The sequence below is a fragment of the Niabella drilacis genome (assembly GCF_900101395.1).
GTDB lineage: Bacteria > Bacteroidota > Bacteroidia > Chitinophagales > Chitinophagaceae > Niabella > Niabella drilacis.
Genome location: NZ_FMZO01000008.1, coordinates 159,970 through 182,642 on the forward strand (window position 1 = coordinate 159,970; position 22,673 = coordinate 182,642).

Annotated in this window: 21 protein-coding genes, 1 tRNA gene and 1 pseudogene; 7 read left to right on the forward strand and 16 right to left on the reverse strand. The window is 47.1% G+C overall.

Features of this window, described 5'->3' with window-relative positions; all coding sequences use genetic code 11:
• Nucleotides 1–31 precede the first annotated feature (31 nt).
• The 5 genes from BLS44_RS15200 to BLS44_RS15220 all read right to left on the reverse strand — a co-directional run bounded on the left by BLS44_RS15200 (nt 32) and on the right by BLS44_RS15220 (nt 5,521).
• On the reverse strand, nt 32–1,390 hold the full coding sequence (locus BLS44_RS15200) for a hypothetical protein (RefSeq protein WP_090391040.1): 1,359 nt from the start codon (nt 1,388–1,390) through the stop codon (nt 32–34).
• A gap of 9 nt (nt 1,391–1,399) precedes the next feature.
• The gene (locus BLS44_RS15205; protein ID WP_245729227.1) at nt 1,400–1,999 is read right to left on the reverse strand and encodes an RNA polymerase sigma factor; all 600 of its coding nucleotides are present in this window, start codon (nt 1,997–1,999) and stop codon (nt 1,400–1,402) included.
• Between the two features lie 61 nt (nt 2,000–2,060).
• The gene (locus BLS44_RS15210) at nt 2,061–2,771 is read right to left on the reverse strand and encodes a DUF4397 domain-containing protein (RefSeq protein WP_090391041.1); all 711 of its coding nucleotides are present in this window, start codon (nt 2,769–2,771) and stop codon (nt 2,061–2,063) included.
• Between the two features lie 173 nt (nt 2,772–2,944).
• Complete coding sequence (locus BLS44_RS15215; RefSeq protein WP_090391043.1) at nt 2,945–4,573, reverse strand: sodium/sugar symporter; 1,629 nt, start codon at nt 4,571–4,573, stop codon at nt 2,945–2,947.
• Nucleotides 4,574–4,645: 72 nt separating this feature from the next.
• Nucleotides 4,646–5,521, reverse strand: coding sequence for an inositol oxygenase family protein (locus BLS44_RS15220; RefSeq protein WP_090391045.1), 876 nt, complete (start codon nt 5,519–5,521; stop codon nt 4,646–4,648).
• A gap of 239 nt (nt 5,522–5,760) precedes the next feature.
• Between BLS44_RS15220 and BLS44_RS15225 the strand changes: the two are divergent.
• From BLS44_RS15225 to BLS44_RS15235, 3 genes and pseudogenes are all read left to right on the forward strand, one after another.
• Nucleotides 5,761–6,635, forward strand: a pseudogene (locus BLS44_RS15225) (Rpn family recombination-promoting nuclease/putative transposase).
• Nucleotides 6,636–6,928: 293 nt separating this feature from the next.
• On the forward strand, nt 6,929–8,722 hold the full coding sequence (gene lepA, locus BLS44_RS15230) for a translation elongation factor 4 (protein ID WP_090391057.1): 1,794 nt from the start codon (nt 6,929–6,931) through the stop codon (nt 8,720–8,722).
• Between the two features lie 104 nt (nt 8,723–8,826).
• Nucleotides 8,827–9,501, forward strand: coding sequence for a 2-C-methyl-D-erythritol 4-phosphate cytidylyltransferase (locus BLS44_RS15235; protein WP_090391059.1), 675 nt, complete (start codon nt 8,827–8,829; stop codon nt 9,499–9,501).
• A 60-nt stretch (nt 9,502–9,561) separates the two neighbouring features.
• On the opposite strand, the gene BLS44_RS15240 is transcribed toward BLS44_RS15235, so the two are convergent.
• From BLS44_RS15240 to BLS44_RS15285, 10 genes are all read right to left on the reverse strand, one after another.
• On the reverse strand, nt 9,562–10,482 hold the full coding sequence (locus BLS44_RS15240) for an NADP-dependent oxidoreductase (protein WP_090391060.1): 921 nt from the start codon (nt 10,480–10,482) through the stop codon (nt 9,562–9,564).
• 10 nt (nt 10,483–10,492) lie between these two features.
• Nucleotides 10,493–10,756, reverse strand: coding sequence for a hypothetical protein (locus tag BLS44_RS15245; protein ID WP_090391061.1), 264 nt, complete (start codon nt 10,754–10,756; stop codon nt 10,493–10,495).
• Nucleotides 10,757–10,792: 36 nt separating this feature from the next.
• On the reverse strand, nt 10,793–12,028 hold the full coding sequence (locus BLS44_RS15250) for an RNA polymerase sigma factor (RefSeq protein ID WP_090391063.1): 1,236 nt from the start codon (nt 12,026–12,028) through the stop codon (nt 10,793–10,795).
• Between the two features lie 3 nt (nt 12,029–12,031).
• Complete coding sequence (locus tag BLS44_RS15255; protein WP_090391066.1) at nt 12,032–12,373, reverse strand: YciI family protein; 342 nt, start codon at nt 12,371–12,373, stop codon at nt 12,032–12,034.
• A 31-nt stretch (nt 12,374–12,404) separates the two neighbouring features.
• The gene (locus BLS44_RS15260) at nt 12,405–12,866 is read right to left on the reverse strand and encodes a carboxymuconolactone decarboxylase family protein (protein WP_090391067.1); all 462 of its coding nucleotides are present in this window, start codon (nt 12,864–12,866) and stop codon (nt 12,405–12,407) included.
• A 94-nt stretch (nt 12,867–12,960) separates the two neighbouring features.
• The gene (locus tag BLS44_RS15265) at nt 12,961–13,875 is read right to left on the reverse strand and encodes a hypothetical protein (RefSeq protein ID WP_090391069.1); all 915 of its coding nucleotides are present in this window, start codon (nt 13,873–13,875) and stop codon (nt 12,961–12,963) included.
• A 7-nt stretch (nt 13,876–13,882) separates the two neighbouring features.
• A complete protein-coding gene (locus BLS44_RS15270; RefSeq protein ID WP_090391071.1) occupies nt 13,883–15,274 on the reverse strand; it encodes a sugar transferase in 1,392 nt (463 codons plus the stop codon).
• Entirely contained in the window at nt 15,274–16,254 is a 981-nt protein-coding gene (locus BLS44_RS15275) for a Gfo/Idh/MocA family protein (RefSeq protein ID WP_245729228.1), read from the reverse strand. Before BLS44_RS15275 ends, BLS44_RS15270 begins: the two co-directional genes overlap by 1 nt.
• A gap of 84 nt (nt 16,255–16,338) precedes the next feature.
• Nucleotides 16,339–16,554, reverse strand: coding sequence for a DUF4143 domain-containing protein (locus BLS44_RS27180; RefSeq protein WP_090391072.1), 216 nt, complete (start codon nt 16,552–16,554; stop codon nt 16,339–16,341).
• Between the two features lie 73 nt (nt 16,555–16,627).
• Nucleotides 16,628–16,698 (reverse strand) — tRNA-Gln (locus BLS44_RS15285).
• Nucleotides 16,699–16,888: 190 nt separating this feature from the next.
• On the opposite strand from BLS44_RS15285, the gene mdh reads away from it, so the two are divergent.
• The 3 genes from mdh to BLS44_RS15300 all read left to right on the forward strand — a co-directional run bounded on the left by mdh (nt 16,889) and on the right by BLS44_RS15300 (nt 19,917).
• A complete protein-coding gene (mdh, locus tag BLS44_RS15290; RefSeq protein WP_090391074.1) occupies nt 16,889–17,818 on the forward strand; it encodes a malate dehydrogenase in 930 nt (309 codons plus the stop codon).
• Between the two features lie 209 nt (nt 17,819–18,027).
• Complete coding sequence (locus tag BLS44_RS15295) at nt 18,028–19,125, forward strand: lipase family protein (protein WP_090391075.1); 1,098 nt, start codon at nt 18,028–18,030, stop codon at nt 19,123–19,125.
• 69 nt (nt 19,126–19,194) lie between these two features.
• Nucleotides 19,195–19,917 (forward strand): hypothetical protein, encoded by a 723-nt coding sequence (locus tag BLS44_RS15300; protein WP_090391077.1) that lies wholly within the window; start codon nt 19,195–19,197, stop codon nt 19,915–19,917.
• A 266-nt stretch (nt 19,918–20,183) separates the two neighbouring features.
• Here BLS44_RS15300 and BLS44_RS15305 read toward each other — a convergent pair whose 3' ends face one another.
• Nucleotides 20,184–21,128, reverse strand: coding sequence for a class I SAM-dependent methyltransferase (locus tag BLS44_RS15305; RefSeq protein WP_245729229.1), 945 nt, complete (start codon nt 21,126–21,128; stop codon nt 20,184–20,186).
• A 35-nt stretch (nt 21,129–21,163) separates the two neighbouring features.
• Here BLS44_RS15305 and BLS44_RS15310 point away from each other — a divergent pair, with 35 nt between their 5' ends.
• Nucleotides 21,164–22,558: an exonuclease domain-containing protein gene (locus BLS44_RS15310; protein WP_090391079.1), complete on the forward strand. Its 1,395-nt coding sequence runs from the start codon at nt 21,164–21,166 to the stop codon at nt 22,556–22,558.
• The last annotated feature ends 115 nt before the right edge of the window (nt 22,559–22,673 follow it).

Genomic DNA, 22,673 nt, shown 5'->3' on the forward strand with positions numbered 1-22,673 from the left:
ATAGATGTTATAACTAAAAACAAACAAGATCCTAAAAATCGAACTTCAGCCGGATGCCCATACCTGTATAGTTCAGTTTCTGATCTGATACATTCTTCATGGGAACTTTCAGAAAAGGCTCTATAGCTACATTATTCTTGTGGGTGACTTTCTGTTTGTATCCGAAAGACACATTATAGAACCCAAGGAACGGGGTCCTTTCTTTTTCAGATGCTTCGGGGGCCGCATTGGAAACGGAAGATTTTATTACCTGGATATTTTTATCTTCTTTAAGAATACCCTGGTTATTTTCAACGGAGATCTGCTGGTTCTCGGCATCTTTATAGTAGTACAAGGCATTGTCTTTTACCACTACCATCCCCGAAACCCCGGCTGTGGCATAGAGCCGGTTGGTGAAGTTGTAGCTGATGTCAACAGGAATATCAAAGCCGCTCAGCGAGGCATTTACCCGTTCTAACTGTTGCTGCGGCACTGCTGCGTCATTGTTCATAAGGCTCCGGGCGGGGGATGCTGCGGCAAGAGCGCCTTTGGCACCACTGTTTAGCGCCGCATTGGGAGGGGAGAAGGAAACGTCAAAATTGCGGGAAGCGGTCATTTTATTGTGTGCAATTCCCGCACTGATCTTGATCTTGTCATTTACCGCGTAGCCCAAAGCAACACCATATCCCATATTCACGTCGCTTTCTCCAAACATTGGTGAAATGTATACGCTGGGGGTCCATTTTTTTGAACGGCTCTCTTCGCGGGAGGCGGATGACTCGTGTGCAAAGTAAGGCGCGGGATTATAGGACCGATCCCGGGAGGGTTGCATTTTTTCCCTCCCTGGTGCAACCCTGCCGGGAGGGAGCGGTTCCGGCTGCCGGTCGGCGGGTGCTGCCTTGGCCGGAGCCAGGCCGTTGCTGGCCGGCTCTTTGACGCCGGCAGGCGTATCTGCAGGGAAAACGGGCGCCTCCTCTATTGTATTGTTTTGTGCGATCTGCCGGTTGCCATTATAAGGGGATGATGCTGCTACGTGTTGCTCTGCCGGGAAGGCGTTTAAATGCTCATCGGAGGAGGTACCCGGAGTCAGCGGGGAATTGGGCTGCCCGGGTTTTGCCGGATCTGCAGCAGCAGGACCATTTTGAGTTTGAGCGGGCGTATCTTTTACAAGATCCGGCGGAAGGTCGCTGTTGGATGTCATAAAATAGTGAGCGGCCAGGAATATACCTGCCAGCACGGCTGCCGCAACGGCAACGCGCCTCCACAGGGGAATGACCCGCACTATTTTTGCAGGGGCAGCCTGCAGGTGCTGCCGGGAGAACTGTTCCCAGGCACCCTGCCGGTAATCCTCCTCGTGCTCCCGGAGTACCCCTTTAATATGTTTTAAAAAATCATCCTGATGATCTTCCATGACTTTTTATTAAAAATGTTTTATATAAAGCGCTTTTAATTTACTTTTTGCCCTTGAAAGGTAAACCCGGCAGACGTTTTCGGAGATCTGCAACAGACGGGCTATTTCCTCATGACTAAATCCTTCTATCTCATATAAATTAAAAACGGTTTTCTGAACTTCCGGTAGTTGGTTCAGCAATGACAGGATATCTTTTACTTCGCTGGTATGCACCCCGGACGGCGCCTGCTCCGGAAAATGGTTCTCTGATGGTTCCTCCTGCAGGAAATTCATTTTCTTTTTCCGCAAAAAGTCAATAGCCGTTCTTGATGCGATCTTGGCTACCCAGCCTTTAAAGGATTGCTCAATATCTGACGAATACCCGGGTGCTTTGAATGTATTCAGGTTATTAAAGATTTTTACAAAAGAGTCGTTCACCAACTCTTCCATAACATGATAATCGTTTACATAACGCCTCACCACGCCTTTTATAAAGCCATAATAGCTTTTATAAAGCGCTTCTTTGTGTGGTACTGAGTCCTGCTCACATTTTTTCAGCACCAGTTCCAGTTCGGCGTCCTGTATACCCAATTCCCTTGCTATGTTTTTACCTTCTTTTAAATATACCAAAAATCAGCCACCCCTTTTTTAAAGCAACGGTGGCTGATTTTTTATGGAAATATGGGATATACTAGTAATAATGCGCCATTGTTTCTACGATCAGTTTTCCGTTGGTAGTGTGCATTGACTTAAATCCTGAAGTCCAAATAGTATATTGATTTCCATTATATAAATTCTTTACCTCCGAGGTTGCCAGAACTGTGTTGCTCCCGGCCGCCCTTGCTTCAAATTTGATGTCCTTGTCCGACTTAAAGCTTACAAATGTACTTACATTTTTGTACCCGATGTGCTGCGCAACCGGGGTTGGGTTACCTTGTATGTACAGATCTACAGAACCGGCATCCGGGCTCATATTGGCAAAACGCAGTAAAACAGAGTCTCCCTTCGGGGTCATTACACTGTCGCGCACCAACACTGCGTCCATTTTGCTCAGGGTATCCACGATAAAGATCGAATAGCGCTTCCGCTCCTCGAATGTTACGTTTTTCGAGAACAGGCTGTCCGATTCCCCGCGATTAAAAACGTACAGCTTGCGGGCGCCCGAGTAAACACGGGTATAGTTGGTCCGGTAGGTATAGTAGAACTCATTCAGCAGCCAGCGCTGGGTTCCCTGGAACTGGATGTCTAACGGATTCCCCAACGGGGCGCCGTTAATGATACTTACGGCTGCTGCATTTTGAAATTCGGGGCTGTCGTAATAGTTATCGCGATCCTTTAAGCAGGAACTCAGGAACATGATGGTCAACAATAATAGGCTGCCCAGAGAAATTTTTTTCATCATTTTTATAATTTGAGAGATATAAATATTGTTCTGATATCGATAACGCAGCCATGAACGGAAACGCAACACCCCTATGCTAAAAATATCGGGGATATACAAAAAAACGCCCGAAACAGGCGTTTACTTGTCGGCGATCAAGTTCCGGAGAAATTGCGCCGGGGCGGAAAGATGTTTTACCAGAAAACCGTATACAGTGCCGCAAGGATGCCACAGATAATGACTGATCCCATCAGGAAGCCCGATGATACGCTGAAGAGCCGCTTGTCTACTTCTATCGACGATGCTGCAGCTTTTGGGGGAGATGCCAGGCTGATACCGGTCATCAGCAGCACCACACAAAAGAAAGTAATGGTCATCCGGTCCAGGAACGGGTAGTCCGGAAAAGCCCCGCGGGTCCAGGCGGGCAAAAATTTCAGCACAGTGGAGATCGGGATGGTGAGCACCGCGCCGGCCAGCGCGGCATTGGCTGTGGTGCGCTTCCAGAACATGCCCAGCAGGAAAATGGCCAGCACACCCGGTGAAAAAAAGCCAACATATTCCTGTATGAACTGGTAGGCCTGGTCAAGCGACCTGAGCGCCGGGGTTACCAGGGCTGCCATGAGCATTGCCAGGATCACCGCCCAGCGGCCAACGCGCACCAGTTTTTTTTCAGAGGCCTCTTTATTGAAGAATTTTTTGTAGATATCCAGTGAAAAAATGGTGGAGATGCTATTGGCCTTACCTGCCAGGGAGGCTACTATGGCTGCGGTAAGGGCCGCAAAAGCCACCCCCTTTAACCCCTCAGGGAGCAGGTTCATAAGGGTGGGGTAAGCGTGATCCGGCTTGACGGCTCCGGTTGCATCGGTCATTTCTGACCGGAACATCCCGTTCTGATGCAATACAAACATGGTGATACCGGGCAATACGGCAATGACCGGTATCAGCAGTTTCAGGAAAGCTGCAAACAGGATGCCTTTCCGTGCCGTTTTCAGATCAGCGCCAAGGGCGCGTTGAACAATATACTGGTTGCAGCCCCAATAAGCCAGGTTGTTGATCAGCATGCCACCGATTAACACCGACATTCCCGGTAATTCATAGTAATGCGGATCCCCTTTTTTGAAGATCATATGAAAGTGAGCCGGGGCTTCTTTTCTTAAGATGCCCAGCGCTTTCCAGATATTGCCTTCGAACCCAAACCGGTCTGCGAGGAGCGACAGGGCAAGGTAAGTGGTGATGAGGCCTCCAATGATCAGCACGACCACCTGCACCACATCTGTATAACCGATAACTTTCATGCCCCCGAGCGTGACAATGACCGAAAACAGGCATAGCCCGATGATACAGGCTTCAAAACTCAGGCTGCTGATGGAGGAGATGGCCAGAGCACCCAGGTAAATGATGGAAGTGAGGTTCACAAACACATAAACCAGTAACCAGAAAATGGCCATAATGGTGCTGACCTTATCGTTGTACCGCACCGAGAGGAACTGCGGCATGGTAAAGATCCTGTTTTTGAGATATACCGGTATGATAAAAACAGCTACGATGATCAGCGTGGCAGCGGCCATCCATTCATAGGTAGAAATAGCCAGCCCGAGGGCAAAGCCCGAACCACTCATCCCGATAAAGTGTTCTGCGGAAATATTGGAAGCAATCAGCGATGCGCCAATGGCCCACCAGGTTAATGAACCTTCGGCAAGAAAAAAGTCTTTTGAGTCGGCCGTGGCCGATCTTTTCCGGTGATATACATAGTATCCGTAAGCGGATACCGCAATAAAGTAAACCAGGAAAACGATGTAGTCCAGGAGTTGTAGTTGGTGCATGGCAAAGCATTTCCCGTAATAAAAAATCCGCTGGTGCGGTTTTACCCGTCAGCGGATTTTTTATTTGTATGATTAAAATTTTAAGGTCTTTGGCAGGTATTCATTAACCAGGTTTTCGTAATAAGGCCGCAGCTTTTCCCAATCGGGTGGCTCAGGGTTCTTTGAATAGAGGTCATAGGGATTAAAAAGCTTTACCCAGCGTAACATCTTTTTATCGTGGTCGTCTGTTAAATATTCATAAGCGCCTTCCCGGTGCCATGCATAAAAAGAATGATAACGCAGCATATACAGTCCTTCTTCGGGCAGGTGCTCTTTCATGATCTGGTAAATGTATTCGTCATGTCCCCAGGACATGTTTACGTTCCGGAGTCCGCACCCGGCGTCGTATACGCCCAGCTTGGTGCTGTATCTGGGGTTATCGTAATCGGGATTTTCTTTAAAGAATTCGGGATAAACGATCTTGTCAGAATAGGCGCATCCCACCGGAAAAGTATCGCCTACCACCGCCCACTGAGGTTCTCCAAAAAGACAAAGCACTTTTCCCATATCATGCATCAGCCCTGTAAGCACCATCCAGTCAGGATGACCATCCCTGCGGATGGCTTCCGAGGTTTGCAGCAGGTGCTGGAACTGGTCAAGGTCCGTATCCGGGTCTGAGTCATCCACCAGCTGGTTCAGAAAGTCAAACGCATCCCATACGGTCATTTCCTTCCGGTTGAATTTGAGAAAATCGCCCCTTTTTTTCATTACAAAATCGTGGGTCTGGAAGGTATGGTTGAGCCGGTAGAATTTCTTTACCGTATCCCGTTGGGGATCGTCATAATTCCGGTAGTCTTCGGTTGATTTCGTGGTTGCGATCACGTCCGGGTCAGGGTATCTCTTCAATAAATCATCTTCCCATTCATCAAGACTGGCCAGGGGGGTATTATGCGCGTTTGTCGTACTCATAATGGCGGTTTATAATAATTAAAAAATCCGAATCGTTCAATCCTTCTAAGCTAATCATTTTATTTTAAACGGATGACTAAATTTGGGATTTTGTATCAACAGCCGGCAATTTTAACAGAATCATGAAAGAAGGATCGAGTGGGGAATTGCATTGTCCCAGGTTGATTTTTAGACTGATCAGCTGCTATTCGGAAACGAATATCGATTTTAGGAAATTCGTATCTTTAAGCATGGCTAATATGAAAAAACCGGTACCTGTACCGTTGGGCAGGTACATTGACCCGCTGACTGATTTTGGTTTTAAAAGGATCTTTGGCTTATCTTCCCAAAAGGATCTGCTGATCGCTTTTTTGAATGAGTTGTTCAGAGGGCGTAAAGTGATCTGGTATACCACCCGCAGGAAAACATCATTCCGGCAAAACATTACCGCAAAAGCATTTTTGACATCATCTGTATGGGGGGTGATGGCGAAACCTTTATTATCGAAGTACAACGGGCCGCCCAGAAATTTTTTACAGATCGTGCTGTCTTTTATACGGCCAGCAGGTTGTATGATCAGGGCCCGAAGGGGAGGATGCACTGGGATTTTGAGTTAAAAGAAGTATATTTTATAGGGCTGGCGGACTTTAATTTTGACCGTTTTCAGACAGGCAAATACCTGCATTGGGTGAGACTGACAGAGGACGGTAGTGCGTGTGAGGTTTACAATAAGTTGGGGTTCATATTTTTAGAGTTGCCTAATTTTAAGCTGGACGAAGCGGAAATAAAAACGGATCTGGAACGCTGGCTGTATGTGCTGCGAAACATGCCGAAATTGGAAGAAATTCCGGTAACTTTACAATCAGAGGTATTTCAGAAGCTGTTTAAAATAGCAGAAGTAGCTAACTTAAAAAAGGAGGAATACATGTTATATCAACGGGATCTTTTGGATAAGTGGACCGAATACTCTGTATTAAAGACCGCAGAGGAAAAAGGTGCTGAACAAAAAAGTTATGAAGTAGTAAGAAACCTGCTCTCCAGCACTGATTTTGGTGTTGCTAAGATAGCAGCCTTAACGGGCGTTACAGAAGCCTTCGTAAAAGAAGTGTGCCTGTCTCTGAAGACAAAAAAATAGGATCTAAGCATATAATTTAAAAAACTGTTCCGGTTATGGCAACAGTTTTTTTTATGTCCGGTCTGCAGTCCTTTCCTGGTAATGTTCCCGATAAAATTGAACCGCAGAGTGTGCCCGGAGTTGGCTACCCCTTCACATTAAACAACTATAATACAAATACTTAGCAAACGTTGAGGGGCTTTTTCCCTCTTGGTGGTTAAGTTTCTGCAGGCTTTAACCCCCAAAAGCCAATAACTCCCGGAAATTCCTCTGAAAAGTGTACCTTTGCAGCCCTTGAAAATGAGGGTATCAGCATGAAGAATATACGGAATTTTTGTATTATAGCGCATATCGACCACGGAAAGAGCACCCTGGCAGACCGGTTGCTGCAGACGACCAATACCATCAGTGATCGTGAAATGATGGACCAGGTGCTGGACGATATGGACCTGGAGCGGGAAAAAGGGATCACTATTAAAAGTCACGCTATCCAGATCAACTACCGGTCGAAGGCTGGCGAGGACTATACGCTGAACCTGATCGATACGCCGGGCCACGTGGATTTCAGTTATGAAGTAAGCCGGGCCCTGGCGGCCTGTGAAGGGGCGCTGCTGCTGGTTGATGCCACCCAGGGGATACAGGCACAAACCATCAGCAACCTCTACCTGGCTATTGATAACAACCTGGAGATTATTCCTGTGATCAACAAAATTGACATGGATGGCGCCATGATCGATGAAGTGAAGGACCAGATCATTGACCTGATCGGCTGCAAACCGGAAGATATTTTGCTGGCCAGCGGGAGGACCGGGATTGGGATCGAAGAAGTGCTGGAGGCCATCGTGGAAAAGATACCAGCCCCTAAAGGAAATCCGGAAGCGCCGCTGCAGGCGCTGATCTTTGACAGCGTTTTTAACAGCTTCAGGGGGATCATCGTTTACTACAGGATCCTGAACGGGGTGCTGAAAAAAGGCGATAAGGTTAAATTTGTAAGTACCGGCCAGGAGTATGAAGCCGATGAGATAGGGATCCTGAAGCTGAAAATGACCGAGCGGAATGAAGTACGCGCGGGTGATGTGGGCTATATTATTACCGGTATTAAAAATGCCAAAGAAGTAAAGGTAGGGGATACCATTACCCTGGCCAGCAATATAAATCCAACAGCGATCAAGGGGTTTGAAGAAGTGAAGCCCATGGTATTTGCGGGTATTTACCCTGTAAATACGGATGAGTTTGAAGAACTGCGGGATTGTATGGAAAAGCTTCAGCTCAATGATGCCTCACTGACCTTTGAACTGGAAACCTCACAGGCGCTGGGTTTTGGATTCCGTTGCGGTTTCCTGGGGATGCTGCATATGGAGATCATCCAGGAGCGGCTGGAACGGGAGTTTAAGCAGACGGTGATCACCACGGTGCCCAACGTAAGCTTTATTGCGTATACCACCAGGGACGAAAAGATCATTGTAAATAATCCTACCGAATTTCCGGACCCGGTAAAAACAGAACGCATCGAAGAGCCGTATATCAAAGCGCAGATCATTACCAAGCCGGATTATATTGGTAATATTATGACGCTTTGCCTGGGTAAGCGGGGCATCCTCATTAATCAGAGTTATCTGACCACGTCGCGGGTGGAGCTGATTTTTGAGATGCCGTTAACGGAGATCGTATTTGATTTTTATGATAAGCTGAAATCACAAACCAGGGGCTATGCATCCTTTGATTATCATCCTTTGGGATACCGCGATAGTGATATTGTAAAAATGGATATCCTGCTGAATAATGACAAGGTGGATGCGTTGAGTGCATTGATCCACCGGGGGCGTGCGCAGGATTTTGGAAGGAAGCTCTGCGAAAAGTTAAAAGAGTTACTGCCACGCCAGCAGTTCCAGATCGCTATACAGGCTGCTATCGGCGCTAAGATCGTGGCAAGGGAAAACATCTCCGCTATGCGCAAAGATGTTACTGCTAAATGTTATGGCGGGGATATCAGCCGTAAACGGAAGCTGTTGGAAAAACAAAAGGAAGGAAAGAAGCGGATGCGGCAGATCGGTAATGTGGAAGTTCCTCAGGAAGCATTCCTGGCGGTGCTGAAGCTGGATGATTAGGAATAGTGAAAAACGGGTAGGTAAAGGTGAATGATGGAGGAGCTGTTTTATATACGGGTGGCCCTTCATTTTACCAATAAATACAAACGGAAACTAGGGACAGGATGAAGAAAATAGCGGTTATTGTAGCAGGGGGTACGGGAACAAGGATGGGGGCCGGGCTGCCCAAACAGTTTTTATTGCTAAAAAATAAACCTCTTTTATATTATACCATCGATACCTTTTTAAGGGCGTATGATGACCTGGATATTGTACTGGTGTTGCCCGAGGTTTATACCGATATGGGCCAGGAGATCATCGATGCTTATTTTGATAAAGACCGTGTGCGTATCACTATTGGTGGTATCAGTCGTTTTGAATCGGTTAAAAATGGCTTGCAGCTGGTAGATGATGAAGCAATAATTTTTGTGCACGATGCTGTGCGCTGCCTGGTTTCACCGGAACTGATCCGTCGCTGTTATGAACAGGCCGTTGAAACCGGCAGTGCCGTTCCGGTTGTTCCTTCCAGCGATAGCGTGCGGCTGCTTACCGAAGACGGCAGTGATGCCCTTGATCGTGAGAACGTAGTGCTGGTGCAAACCCCCCAGGTTTTTCACAGCAAACTGCTGATCCCAGCCTTTTCCATTGAACAAAAAGGGAAATTTACTGACGAAGCTTCTGTTGTGGAAGCTTTTGGTATGAAGGTTTCACTGGTAGAAGGCGAAAAGAATAATATTAAGATCACGCACCCGATCGACCTGGTGATCGCGGAGCAATTACTGAACGGAAATCCTGCTTAGTGCCGGTAAGCCCGGCATAGCAAAGCACCTGCATGGGGGAGGAAGTCCACGCATGCGGGGTTAAGGATTCAAGAGCAGCTTTCCCGTGCGATGCCCGGTACTGATCGCACGAAGTGCTTCTTTGGTGTCGGCCAGCACATATACTTTCTCTACGCTTACCTTCAAAATGCCATCTGCCAGTTGTTGCAGGAGCTGCTGCAGCCTGCCGGCATCCGGACCTCCAAAGATCATCTTTGCATATACCTGGTGCTGCGCAGCCTTTTCCCCTGAAGGGGGTTGCACCAGGCTGATGAGCCGGCCTCCCTGTTTGAGTACTGCAAAAGAATCTTCCTGGGTTTTGCCCCCAATGGTATCCAGTACCAGGTCGGTGTTTTTTGCAATGGTTGTAAAATCCTGAGTAGTATAATCGATAAAAATATCCGCTCCCAGGTCTTTGATCCGTTGTTCATTTTTCCCGGAGCCTGTAGCTATAACGTAGGCCCCAGCTGCTTTAGCCAGCTGTACTGCCATAGAGCCAATGCCGCCGGACGCGCCATGGATCAGCACTGTTTCACCGGCTTTTAATGCGCCTTCATCCAGGATGGCTTTTGAGGCAGTCAGCGCTGCGACCGGAATGGCTGCAGCGGCTTCAAAGGAAACAGCCCCCGGTTTTTTTGCAACGTCAGATGCTTTGACCACAGCATACTCAGCATAGCAGCCGCCAAAGGTTCTCAAAGTACCGCAAACAGCATCACCCGGCTGAAAACCTGTAACGCCATCCCCGGTGGCTTCCACGATACCCGAAAGCTCGGAGCCGGGTATTACCGGCAACTGAACGCCTACTTCTTTCCCGTATACTTCTATTACTTTACGATCATAGGGATTTACAGCGGCGAAGACCACTTTGACTAAAACTTCACCCGCCTGCGGCTGTGGAACCGGCAAGTCCTTAAACTGCAGGTTATCGATGCTTCCGAATTGTTCAAGAACGATCGCTTTCATCCGTTGTTGTTTATTGGTCTATTGACTTTTTTCTTTTTTTAATGCCCCGCTCCGCTTTATCCCGGCGCATCATTTTCCTGAAATTACCGGAAGCTGCCGGTACATCATGAAGCTCAGGAGCAAAACGGAAGGTCCGCTCATCATTGCGCACACCTGCCCGTATTTTATCGTTCATCATAAATGTAATACCCGGGAAGGCCGTCTTCTCCCCAATACCGTGAAACCCTGAAAGGCAGGTGCATACTTTTTTGACCAGTGCCTCATTGAATGCCATAGTAGAGCGTGTTATCTGATGGAAACTTCCCCTAAATTAGTGTTTCTCTCCCAGTTCCGCTATTTTTTTCTGGATCAGCTGACGGTCGCTTTCAGAACGGGCAATTTCTTTTGCCGTTTGTAAAAGTGTTTTCGCTTTTATGGGATCCAGGTGCTCGTAAAGTGTGCCCAACAATACAAAGTAAAAATGGTTATCGGTCAATTGCAGCTTCTCAGCCTCCGCTATGGCTTCTTCGATGCTGTTGGCTTTGGCCAGTGCATAGGTACGGTTTAATGCGGCAACGGGCGTATATTCCAGCATCAGCAGTTTGTTGTACAATTGAAGGATGGCTTCCCATTTTTCTTTATTGTCTTCAGGATGGGTATGCCAGTATGCAATGCCTGCTTCCAGGTGGAATTTGCTCAACTGGCTGCCGTTTGCAGCGCAATTGAGATAAAAGATGCCTTTTTCAACCAGGTCTTTATTCCAAAGCCGGGTATCCTGGTCTTCATAAAGAATGATCTCGCCCTTGCTGTTGGTACGTGCTTCAAAACGGGATGCATGAAAGCACATGAGCGCCATTAGCGCGTTGGTAGCCGGTGTATCGGTAAGTGGGTTTCCGAGTAGCAGCAGGCAAAGGCGCATGGCTTCCATACAGCAGTCCTTTTTCAGCGGGTGATCTCCTGAAACAGAATAATACCCTTCATTGAATAACAGGTAAAGAGTGGTCAGCACCGTTTCCATCCGTTCTGCCACCATCCGGACGGAAGGCGGCGCAATGGCAATATTTTCTTCCCGCAGTTTTTCTTTGGCACGTTTCAGCCGTTTGTAAACCGTTTCCTTATTGGTTAAGAAGGCATCCGCTATTTCCTGTACTCCAAAACCGCAAAGCAGGCTCAATGCCAGGGCGATCTGGGCCTCCTCTGACACCGATGGGTGACATACCGTAAAGATCATGGCAAGCTGGCTGTCTGCAATAGCTGTTGTCGAAAGATCGATGTCGGGGTCTGTATCCATCGGCTGGTTTTTGAAATCGGTAACAATCTTTTTTTCAAAAAGCTGGTGACGTTTCAGGTAATTGCGGGTTTTGTTTTTTGCAACGGTATACAGCCAGGCGGCCGGGTTTTCCGGAATTCCCTTTATACCCCATAGCTCAGCGGCGGTCAAAAAAGTGTCGCTTACAATGTCCTCCGCCACTTCAATGTAGTTGATGCCAAAATGACTACAGAGCACAGCAATGATCTTGCTGTACTCTGTACGGAATAGGTGGGGGATGAGTTCCTGCTGGTCCATGGACTACATTAAACTGATCTCACGGACTTCCACAGAACCTCCGATCTGATACACTGGGCATCCCAGTGCTATCTCGGTCGCTTCATCAATTGAAGCGGTTTTTATTACGATGTAACCGCCGAGGCTTTCTTTTATTTCGCAAAAGGGGCCATCGGTGATCATGTTGCCGGACCTGATTACACGTCCGCCGGTTTCCAGCCGGTTGCCCCGATCTGCCAGTTTATTTTGTGCGGCAATGCCGCCGATCCAATCCATCCATTTTTTGGTCATGGATTGCAGCTCTTCCGGAGAGCGTTTGGCATATTCCACATAATCGGCACGAAACAGCAATAAAAAATCTTTCATAAAAATGCAGGTTTAAATTTTGTAATATTATTTAAGCGAACTGCCCTACTTTATAAGTGCCTACCGGTGCGCCAAACGCAATGTTGAAGCGGTTGTAGGTATTAATGGTTGTAACGGCCAGGGTCAGGTCTACCATCTCTTTTTCGGTAAAATGTTCAGCGGCCTCTTTATAAACAGCATCCGGTACCAGGCTGCTGTTCAATTTGGTCAGGGCCTCCGCCCAGGCCAGCGCAGCCCGCTCTTTATCGCTGTAAAAGGGCGCTTCTCTCCAGGCATCTAATACATACAGCCGCTGCTCGGTTTCGCCGCCGGCCCTCAGGTCTTTTGCATGCATATCCAGGCAAAAAGCGCAACCATTGATCTGTGACACGCGGTAATAGATCAAATGTAACAGTTGCTGATCAAGTGTGGTTTGCTTCAGGTACTTTCCTACGGGGTATAGTGTGGCTAAAGCATTTTTCCCTGTTTCCGTGAATTTGATTCTTTGTTCCATGATTTCAATTTTGTGTCCTTTAGCGCAGGACGGTTATTAAATGTTGATACCTCCATAACAACCGGTTCGTATGAAATTGGACAAATCAGCAAAATTATTTTTTAAAAATTTTATAGGGCCATTTAAGCCGGTTCCATTTTACAAAGTAGTAATGTTCTGTCTGAGGGCCGAAAGATGTATTGAACGAGGCTACTCCCGGCAGGTTACTGCCTTCAAAATCAAGCAGGAGCGTGCTGCCGGCGTACTCCCGGATCAATTCGTCGATCAGGAAATGATGTGCCTTTAAGGACCGTCCGAGCGGGGAGGTGGCGGTGATGATCTTATAGATGCGGTAGCGGTCTCTAAAAAAAAGGCCGGAGCTGACGATGGCTCCGTTTGAAGCTACAGCTTCCCGTACAAAACAGCCTCCGTCCGGCTGAAGGATTTTTGCAATTTTCTGCAGCTGTTGATAATACCGGTAATGAACCCTTGCTTTTGCAGCATTGAGATCATAAGAGGCATTGACCACGGAGGCAACAGAGCCCCGGGACTGATAGCTGAGCTCATTCCTGTGTGCTTTTACAATATGCTGCCGGAGGCTTTTGGCATAACGGGCTGCTAATTGCGGGTAGCCCGGGCTCAGGTCCAGGATATGATTGTTGCGGATAAGGAATTTATTAACGTTGTAATCCTCTTCTATATCTGTGTTGATGCTGATCTCTGCAAAGGCATACCGGTTTTGTACTTCCTCAAGAAATTTTTTCTCGATTGCGGGTGTAACAGGCTGTGCGGAAAAAAGTCCCAGTTGTTGTGTAAACCTTGGCTGAGCCAGGTAACGGATCCCATATTTTTTCTTTACGGGAAGTGGCATTACAACCCGGTGATCGTCTCCTATGAGCGCTTTCCATCCCGGTGAAAAATGATCCAGCCACAGGGTGGTGGCATAAATCCTGCTTTGGATACTGGATGCAACCAGGTCATTCCACTTGTTTACATCAATATCTTTTCTATTTAAAAAACGGATCTGCATATACTGCCTAACGGCCCTTTCCCTGCAAGATAATTTTAAATGTGTGTAATAGAACTTTAAGGTCCATCGCCAAAGAGATATTTTCAATATAGATCAGGTCATACCGGTTGCGTTCGATCATTTCTTCGGGCGTTTCGGCATAACCGAACTGTACCATTCCCCAGCTGGTGAGCCCCGGCCGGGCTTTAAGTACATATTTGTAAGAGGGAAAACTTTTTACGATCTGGTCAATAAAATATGCCCGTTCCGGCCGGGGGCCTACCAGGCTCATATCTCCTTTAAGGATATTCCAGAGCTGGGGCAACTCGTCGAGACGCCATTTCCGCATAATCTTTCCCCAGCGGGTGATGCGCGGATCATTTTTTGAGGAAAGCAGGGGCGTGCCTGTTTCTGCGCCGGTTATCATCGACCGGAACTTGTACAGCATAAAAGGTTTTCCTTTGTAGCCGATCCGCTCCTGCTTATAAATAACGGGCCCCGGGCTGCTGAGCTTTACGCGCAGGGCCACAAAAAGATAGAGCGGGGATAACAGGATCATACCACAGAAAGCGCAGGCTACATCCAGTACCTGTTTGATATTCGACTGCCAGTTGCTGAGGAGCGTATTGGGGATGTTTACCAGACCACCGCCCAATGCACTGCTGATCTTTACAGAGCCGGAGAGGATGTCGAGGGTTTTGGGAACAAGGTTGATCTCAACGTCTTTTTCGCTGAGCCGGGCAAGTACGTCTTCAACCGGCAGGGAGTGTGATGACCCGTTTTTATTAATGATCACCATTTTTACGTTGCGCTCGGCAATGATCGTTTCAAGGGCTGCCAGTGAACCGAGCCGGGGCAGGATAATCCCGTCGGGTTGGGGAGCCGGTGCAGGTTCAATGTAACCGATATAATGGAAAGCCGCCTCAGACAATCCCTTTCCCGTACTGGCAACAATGCTGTTTACTGATGACGCTTCGCTGAGCAGCAATGTATTGAAAACAACGGTCCTGTTGCTGATCTGGTGTTTTACCACGGCCAGAAGAACCCCCCGGAAAAGGCAGGTAATCGTACAGTGCAAAAAAATAAGGCGGAACAATAAATGCAGGATGCCGATATATAAATGGTATTTTAATTCCGGGAAAATAAAAATGAGGGCTGCGCTTCCTATAAAGGAGCAGACAAGTGTGACCAGGAATTCCTCGGCCCTCGATTTTTTATAAAGATTATTGTAGCTGCCGGCCAGCGTAAATAAAAGCAGCCACAATACCGGAACAATAAACAACGTAACCAGCCAGTCTGCCGATCCCAGGTTCCCGGGCCCCCGGCGGAGCAGACTGATAAAGATCAGCCAGGATAAAGCAGCACCCGCATAATCCGCCAGCAGGTACCAGGAGGCGGAAATGCTTTTAGGATTGTTCACTAATTCTTTATTGTATTATTGCCAATTTTTTCAAGTATCTGGTGTGCGACGTCCATCGCTTTTAACCCGTCAATCTCCGATACGACCGTTTGTGTATTGTTAAGGATGGCATCCCGGAACTCCTCGAGTTCTTTTTTAATAGCATTCACTTCCGGAACCGCCGGGTTTGCCATCGCAATGGTTTTTTTACCGCCCGGGGTGTCAATATCAAAAGCAAATAAGTTGGCATCGCCAGCCTCCTTCAGCTTGATGATCTCGGTCTTTTTATTCAGAAAGTCGATCCCGATATAAGCGTCCTTCTGGAACAACCGCATTTTCCTCATTTTTTTCATAGAGATGCGGCTGGAGGTGAGGTTGGCTACACAGCCGTTATCGAATTCGATCCGGACGTTTGCAATGTCCGGCGTTTCGGTAAGCACAGCTACTCCACTGGCGGATATGCGCTTGACATCGCTTTTTACAATGCTCAGGATGATATCAATATCGTGGATCATAAGGTCCAGGATCACACTCACTTCTGTACCCCTGGGATTGAATTGGGCCAGGCGGTGTACCTCAATAAACATGGGTTTCAGTGCTACCTCCTTCAGTGCAAGAAAGGCCGGGTTAAAACGTTCAACATGCCCTACCTGCAATTTGATGTTGGATTCCTTCGCCAGTTTAACCAGCTCCCGTGCCTCATCCATTGTGTCGGCAAAGGGTTTTTCCACGAATACATGGCGTCCCAGTTTGATGGCCTTTTCGCACCACTGGTAATGAAAGGTTGTCGGCGTTACAATATCGATCGCATCGCAAAGCTCCAGGAACGCATCGGCGTCAAAAAAGCGCGGGATCTTATATTTTTCGATCACTTCATTTGCCGTTTCCTCGTTCGGGTCATAAAAACCCACGACTTCAACACCTTCAATCTCGAGCCAGTTGTTCAGATGAAATTTCCCCAGATGGCCCACGCCAACGATCCCTATTTTTAGCATATACATATTTATATGTTCAAAGATAATTGAATGCGCTTACTCATACATACTATATTTCAGCGATTACGCTCCAACCCGGGGTATGGATCGCTAATGTTTTTTCCTCATTCTGTTCGCCGTCATCAACCGGTTCTTTTTAATTCCGGTAATGATCCCGTTCTCAAAAATATTGCTGTAGGGGTGGTGCTTTTCAAGTACAGTTGCTGAGCTGATGCCCGGTAAATAACAAAGCAGACTGGTATTATAAAATAAGCGTTTGGGTGCTTTGATAATTCTTTTGTTGAGGTTGTTGTACAGGGGTAGCATAAATAATGTAGCTGCTGCTTGCTGATTGTAAAGTTGGGAATAAAAAAGCGGTACTGAAAACCAGTACCGCCTGTTGACCCATAAGGATTCGAACCTTAACTGACTGAACCAAAATCAGTAGTGCTACCGTTACACCATGGGTCAATCCTACCTTTATGCTGACGGGTGTCAGATTTGGGATTGCAAATATAGGCAATCTCATTGTTGTAACAATACGTTTTATGATATTTTTTTTGTTTTTTTTATTTTATCGGCGGATTTGATACCTGGGCTGGTTTATTGAAACTTAATCAGTTAAATTTGTTTCTATTCAATTCATCTTTAAAACGATTATATGAAAGTTACTGTAGTAGGTGCCGGAGCGGTTGGAGCTACCTGTGCTGATAACATTGCCAGAAAAGAATTGGCATCTGAATTGGTTTTGCTGGACATTAAAGAGGGGGTGGCTGAGGGTAAAGCCATTGATATGATGCAAACTGCAGCATTGCTGGGGTTTGATACCAAGATCAAAGGCGTTACCAATGATTATGCGGCCACCGAACATTCGGATGTGGTGGTGATTACCTCAGGGTTGCCACGTAAGCCGGGCATGACAAGGGAAGAGCTGATTGGTGTAAATGCGGGTATTGTCAAAAGCGTTACTGAAAACATTCTGAAATACTCGCCTGATACGATCCTTATAGTGGTATCGAACCCCATGGATACCATGAACTATCTTACCCTTCAGACTTCGGGTCTGCCCAAGAACAGGGTACTGGGGATGGGAGGTGCGTTGGATTCTGCGCGGTTCCGGTATTACCTGAGCCAGGAACTGGGCTGTTCACCCGCGGACCTGAATGCAGTAGTAGTCGGCGGACATGGAGATACGACCATGATCCCGCTGATCCGGCATGCTACCTGGAACAGTACGCCGGTTACGAATTTCCTGACGAAGGAGCAGCAGGACAAAATTGTTGCCGCTACCATGGTCGGTGGCGCCACGCTGACAAAACTGATTGGTACCTCTGCCTGGTATGCCCCCGGTGCGGGAACGGCTGCCATGGTTGAAAGTATTTTGCGGGATGAGAAAAAACTGATCTCCTGCGGTGTGGCCCTGGAAGGGGAATACGGACAGCAGGATATTTCACTGGTGGTGCCGGTGATCCTGGGCCGCAACGGATGGGAGCGGATCATTGATTTTAAACTGTCGGACGAAGAACAGGCTGCCTTTAACAAAAGTGCAGATGCTGTCCGTAATATGAATGATGTACTGAAAACGCTTTAGGTTTTTCCCTGTTAATTTTGAGGCCCGGTTCAGCAACTGAACCGGGCCTTTTTTCCGGTTAGGATTACATCCCCCGATCTGTTATGGGGTTTAAACATGGGTTTAAAAAAGGATATAGAGAGAAGGGGCATGAGAATAACAGGGAAAAAAAGTATATTCACGATACGTTCTGAGCTCCGCTCATATTGGCTCAGCTAAATAGTAGCTTTATGAAATCAAAATTTTCTTTTCTTCTTGCGCTTGCCTTTTGGGTACAGGCTGTTGCTGCCCAGCAGTTTCAACCGGTGTTTGATGTGAAAGAGTATGCAGCATTTCTGTCGATGGCGCACTATGAAAGCAGCGTACCGGATAAAGCAGCACGGGCAAAAGAGAAAGACCCTTATAAGCTGGTATATAAATCGCCGGAAATGGGAATGAAAAACCTGTGGTGGCTGTATACAAACGAATATAACCAGGCGGTGATCGTGATCCGTGGAACGGTGGGAGATATGGCGAGCTGGATGGAGAACTACTATTGCCCGATGATCGCGGCAACAGGGTCGTTGCAGCTGAATGCCTCAACAAAATTTGATTATAAACTGGCGGAGAGCAAAGACGCCTATGTACACGCCGGCTGGACCATTGGAATGGCCTACCTGGTTACGGATATGATGCCGAAAATTAAAGAATTGTATCAAAAAGGAGTGCGCGACTTTTTTATTTTCGGACACAGCCAGGGAGGGGTTTTGAGTTACCTGGTAAGCTCTTATTTTTATTACCGGCGTAAAGCGGGGGCACTGCCGGCGGATATCCGGTTCAAAACCTATAGCAGTGCGGCACCCAAGCCGGGTAATATGCAGTATGTATATGATTTCGATTTTATCAATAAGGGAGGCTGGGCCTATTCGGTCCTGAATGCCGCAGACTGGGTACCGGAAACACCGTACAGCATTCAGCGGGTTTCGGATATGAACGCAGTGAACCCGATCATTGATATTCCCGGCACGTTAAAAAAACAAAAATTTTTCCTGCGCCTGGTGGGCAATATGTATTACGGCAAGCTGAACCGGAGCACAAAAAAGGCTCAGAAAGCATATACAAAGATCCTTGGGCATAAGCTTTATAAACTGGCGATAAAGAAAGTGTTGCCGGATCTGAAAGAGCCGGAATACGTGCCGTCGATGAGTTATATGCGGGCGGGCACACCAGTGATCCTGATGCCGGATGCTGCATACTACCAGAAATTTGGTACGAATACTGCTGATAAATTTGCCCATCATCATTTTGCCCCCTACCTCTATTTATTGCAGCAGCAATATGGGAAGTAGTATGTTTTCCCATCTGGGAATGGAACATTATTTCCGGCTGACGCAAGAAAAGCTTATATAAATGTGTTTATGAATCTTCTTCGATTAACGCGTGTTGGGCTTGGAGATAAGCGACTGTTTATTAAAGTAATTCCGCTAGTCCTCATCAACATTGTATGGTTGAGCAGCAGTGCATCGGGCCAAAGAGACACCGTTCAATATTTTAGCAAAGATAATTATCCGATGCGTTCTTTGTGCTCGAAAACCCTTGTGTTAGGCACGGATGGAGTGTTTTTTCAGGAAAGAGGATGTGAAGAACGTTCCATCGTTTCCTTTGGTAAATATACACGGGGACAAGATGGGGTGACGAGCTTTCATTTTATCCCTTTTGATTCCATTAAACTATTGAGAACGGTTTCATTTAAACCAGGCAATGCCGATAAAACGATAGATACTGTTAAACTACTTACCCTGGAAGGCGATACGCTGAGCTCCGCTCTCATTGATTTCGACGGGTTCACAGATGCGTTATCTAATAAGATGCAGCGATGGTTTTTAATGACCGGGGATCATTGGGACACTATTGGAATTAACTATGATCAGCTGAAAGCATTTTATAAAGAAACATATTTAAAAGAATTGCCAGGTCTTTACAAAGGCAGTACAATTATTGTACAGGTAAATATTCCGCACATATTTTTCTATTACGGACAATGGGATATAGAATCGCCTGAAGATTTTCAGCTACTTCGCAGGCCGTTTGGCTTGTACAGCCCGGATGGGCGGCACCGCGTTTACTCGTTAAGTCGCTAAGGTCAACGCTGATCTGTTTTAAATAGGTTTCCCGGATCACTTTTTCGTGAGTTGCCGTTTTTTAAAAAAGATAATAGACATGGCTGCTAATTACAGGGATTACAGAGTCCCTTATCTTACCTGTCTCATCAAGTGAAACAAGCGTTGCTGCTTCATTGGAAAAGGGCAGCCGATCACACAACAAACCCAGCATCACCTCAGGATCTATTAATATATGGAATATCAGGAAACACGTATAAAGAATTGAATATAAATAAGGAATTAAACTACTTCTCCAGCTTGTAACACCAGCGGAACAGTTTGCCTTCAAAATCAAAAGGGGTGGTAGCCCGGGTAATGTCTTTTATGTGGCCGGTTTGAAGCCTGTCCCTGTCCAGCATGAACTTCCGTGCATTGGTACTAAAGTACAGGATACCGCCAGGGGACAGGATGCGCAGGCAATCATTGACCAGGGATACGTGGTCCCGCTGAATGTCCAGTATATCATCCATCCGTTTGCTGTTGCTGAAAGTAGGCGGATCCATTACAATAAGATCATAGGTGTTTGCCGGAACCTCCTTTATGTATTGAAGGACATCTGCCTGAACAAATGAATAGCCGGGCTGCTCCAGTGCGTTCAGCTGCATATTCCGCTCTGCCCATTGTGTATAAGTGTGGGAAAGATCCACCGTGGTAATAGCCGCAGCCCTTCCGGCAGCAGCATAAACGGAGAAGGAGCCTGTATAAGCAAACAGGTTCAATACCCGTTTTCCCGCACTTTCCTCCATTACCATTTTACGGGTAATGCGGTGATCGAGGAAAAGCCCTGTATCCAGGTAATCCTCAAGGTTCACAATAAATTTAAGCCCGTGTTCCTGTACAATGATCTCATGTTGGGTAATATCGGTTTTCTGGTATTGTCCCTGGCGGCCGGCTTTACGCTGGCGGAGTTTAACGTGCGCTTTTTCCGGAGCAATACCCGTTACCGCTGCAATTACCTCAATGGTTTGTTTAATCCATTGCCCGTGCAGGGTTTCATCCATGCCATGGTTCCGTTTGTATTCGGCTATATAGATGTGTGCCTCATACAATTCGATACAGACGGGGAATTCAGGAAGATCATGATCATAGATACGGTAACAGCTGATGCCCTGTTTCTGAGCCTGTTTGGAACGGTGCCGGTAAACTTTGGTTAACCGGTTATGGAACATGATAAACTTTTCTTCGTTCAAGTTTGATTTTTTTGCGAAATTAGCCTTTTACAGGAATGCAATACGCAATTGTTGATATTGAAACAACCGGCTCTTATGCTGCTGCCAGCGGCATTACGGAGATCAGTATACAGGTATTGGATGAAGAAGGGATTGTCATGGACCGTTTTGAAAGCCTGGTAAACCCGGTACAGCAGATCCCCGGCTATATACAGGCGCTTACGGGGATCAGCAATGAAATGGTGGAGCAGGCGCCTCTCTTTGAAGCCATAGCAGCCGAAGTGTACCAATTACTGCAGGACCGGGTTTTTGTAGCCCATAGCGTAAATTTCGATTATTCTTTTGTAAAGAGCCAGTTATCCTATTGCGGGTACGAACTCGATACCCACAAGCTTTGCACGGTACGTTTAAGCCGGAAGATCCTGCCCGGGCACGCATCTTATAGCCTGGGCAGGCTTTGTGAAGCGTTGGGGATCACGCATTCCAATAAGCACAGGGCCGGGGGGGATGCGGATGCCACGGTAACCCTGTTTCAGCTGCTGCTGAAGAACGACACCGAGCAACATATACTCCGGAGTCTTAAAAGAACATCGAAAGAACAGGCGCTGCCCCCCAATGTACCCCGGTCGGAATTTGAGCAGCTGCCCTATACCCCCGGCGTGTATTATTTTCATGATGATAAAGGAAAGATCGTATATGTAGGCAAGGCGAAAAATATCCGCTACCGGGTCAGCAGTCATTTCAGTAACAATTCTACCGGGCGGCAGAAACAGAATTTCATGCGTCATGTATATCACATCAGTTACGAAGAGTGTGGTACAGAGTTGATGGCTGCTGTAAAGGAATCAACGGAGATCAAACGGCTCTGGCCCCGTTTTAATGCTTCGCAAAAAAGAAGGGAAGATCTGTATGGGATCATATCTTATGAGGACCAGAACGGTTATTTAAGACTGGGCGTTGACAAAACGGTACGGGGTAAAGTGCTGCTGAATTCGTTCCATCATATGGAGGGGGCCAAAGCATCGCTGCGGCAATTGGTGCAGGAATATGAGCTGTGCCCCCGTTTGTGTTTTATTGGCGAAGCCCTTTATGATGAAAAAATGCACCGGTTGCTCTGCCGTGGCGCCTGTGAAAAACGAGAGGCTCCTGATGTATATAACAGCCGGGTTCTGCAGGCCGTTGCCCAGCTGGAGAACCTTCCGTCATTTGCGATCGTTGATAAGGGTATTCATCATGATGAAAAGTCCTGCATCCTGGTTTGGAAAGGCAGCTTTTATGGCATGGGGTTTATTCCGGGGGATCTTCAGATCGAACGCCCCGAACAGCTGCGTGAAGAGGTAACGCCTTATAGGGAAAACAGTACCATTACCAACATGTTGTTTGCCTATGCAAAAAGATACCCCTCGAAAATTATCCGTTTTGAGCCGGCGAACCTGGCGGAATCTCATTAATTTTATGGCCCGTGATGTGAAGAGGCGCCCTGCCGTTGGAGTGCAGGGCACAGGAACGGGGAACGATCGCTTTGGTTACTGAAGGTGGCGCTGCATGGATCACGTAGTTAAAACT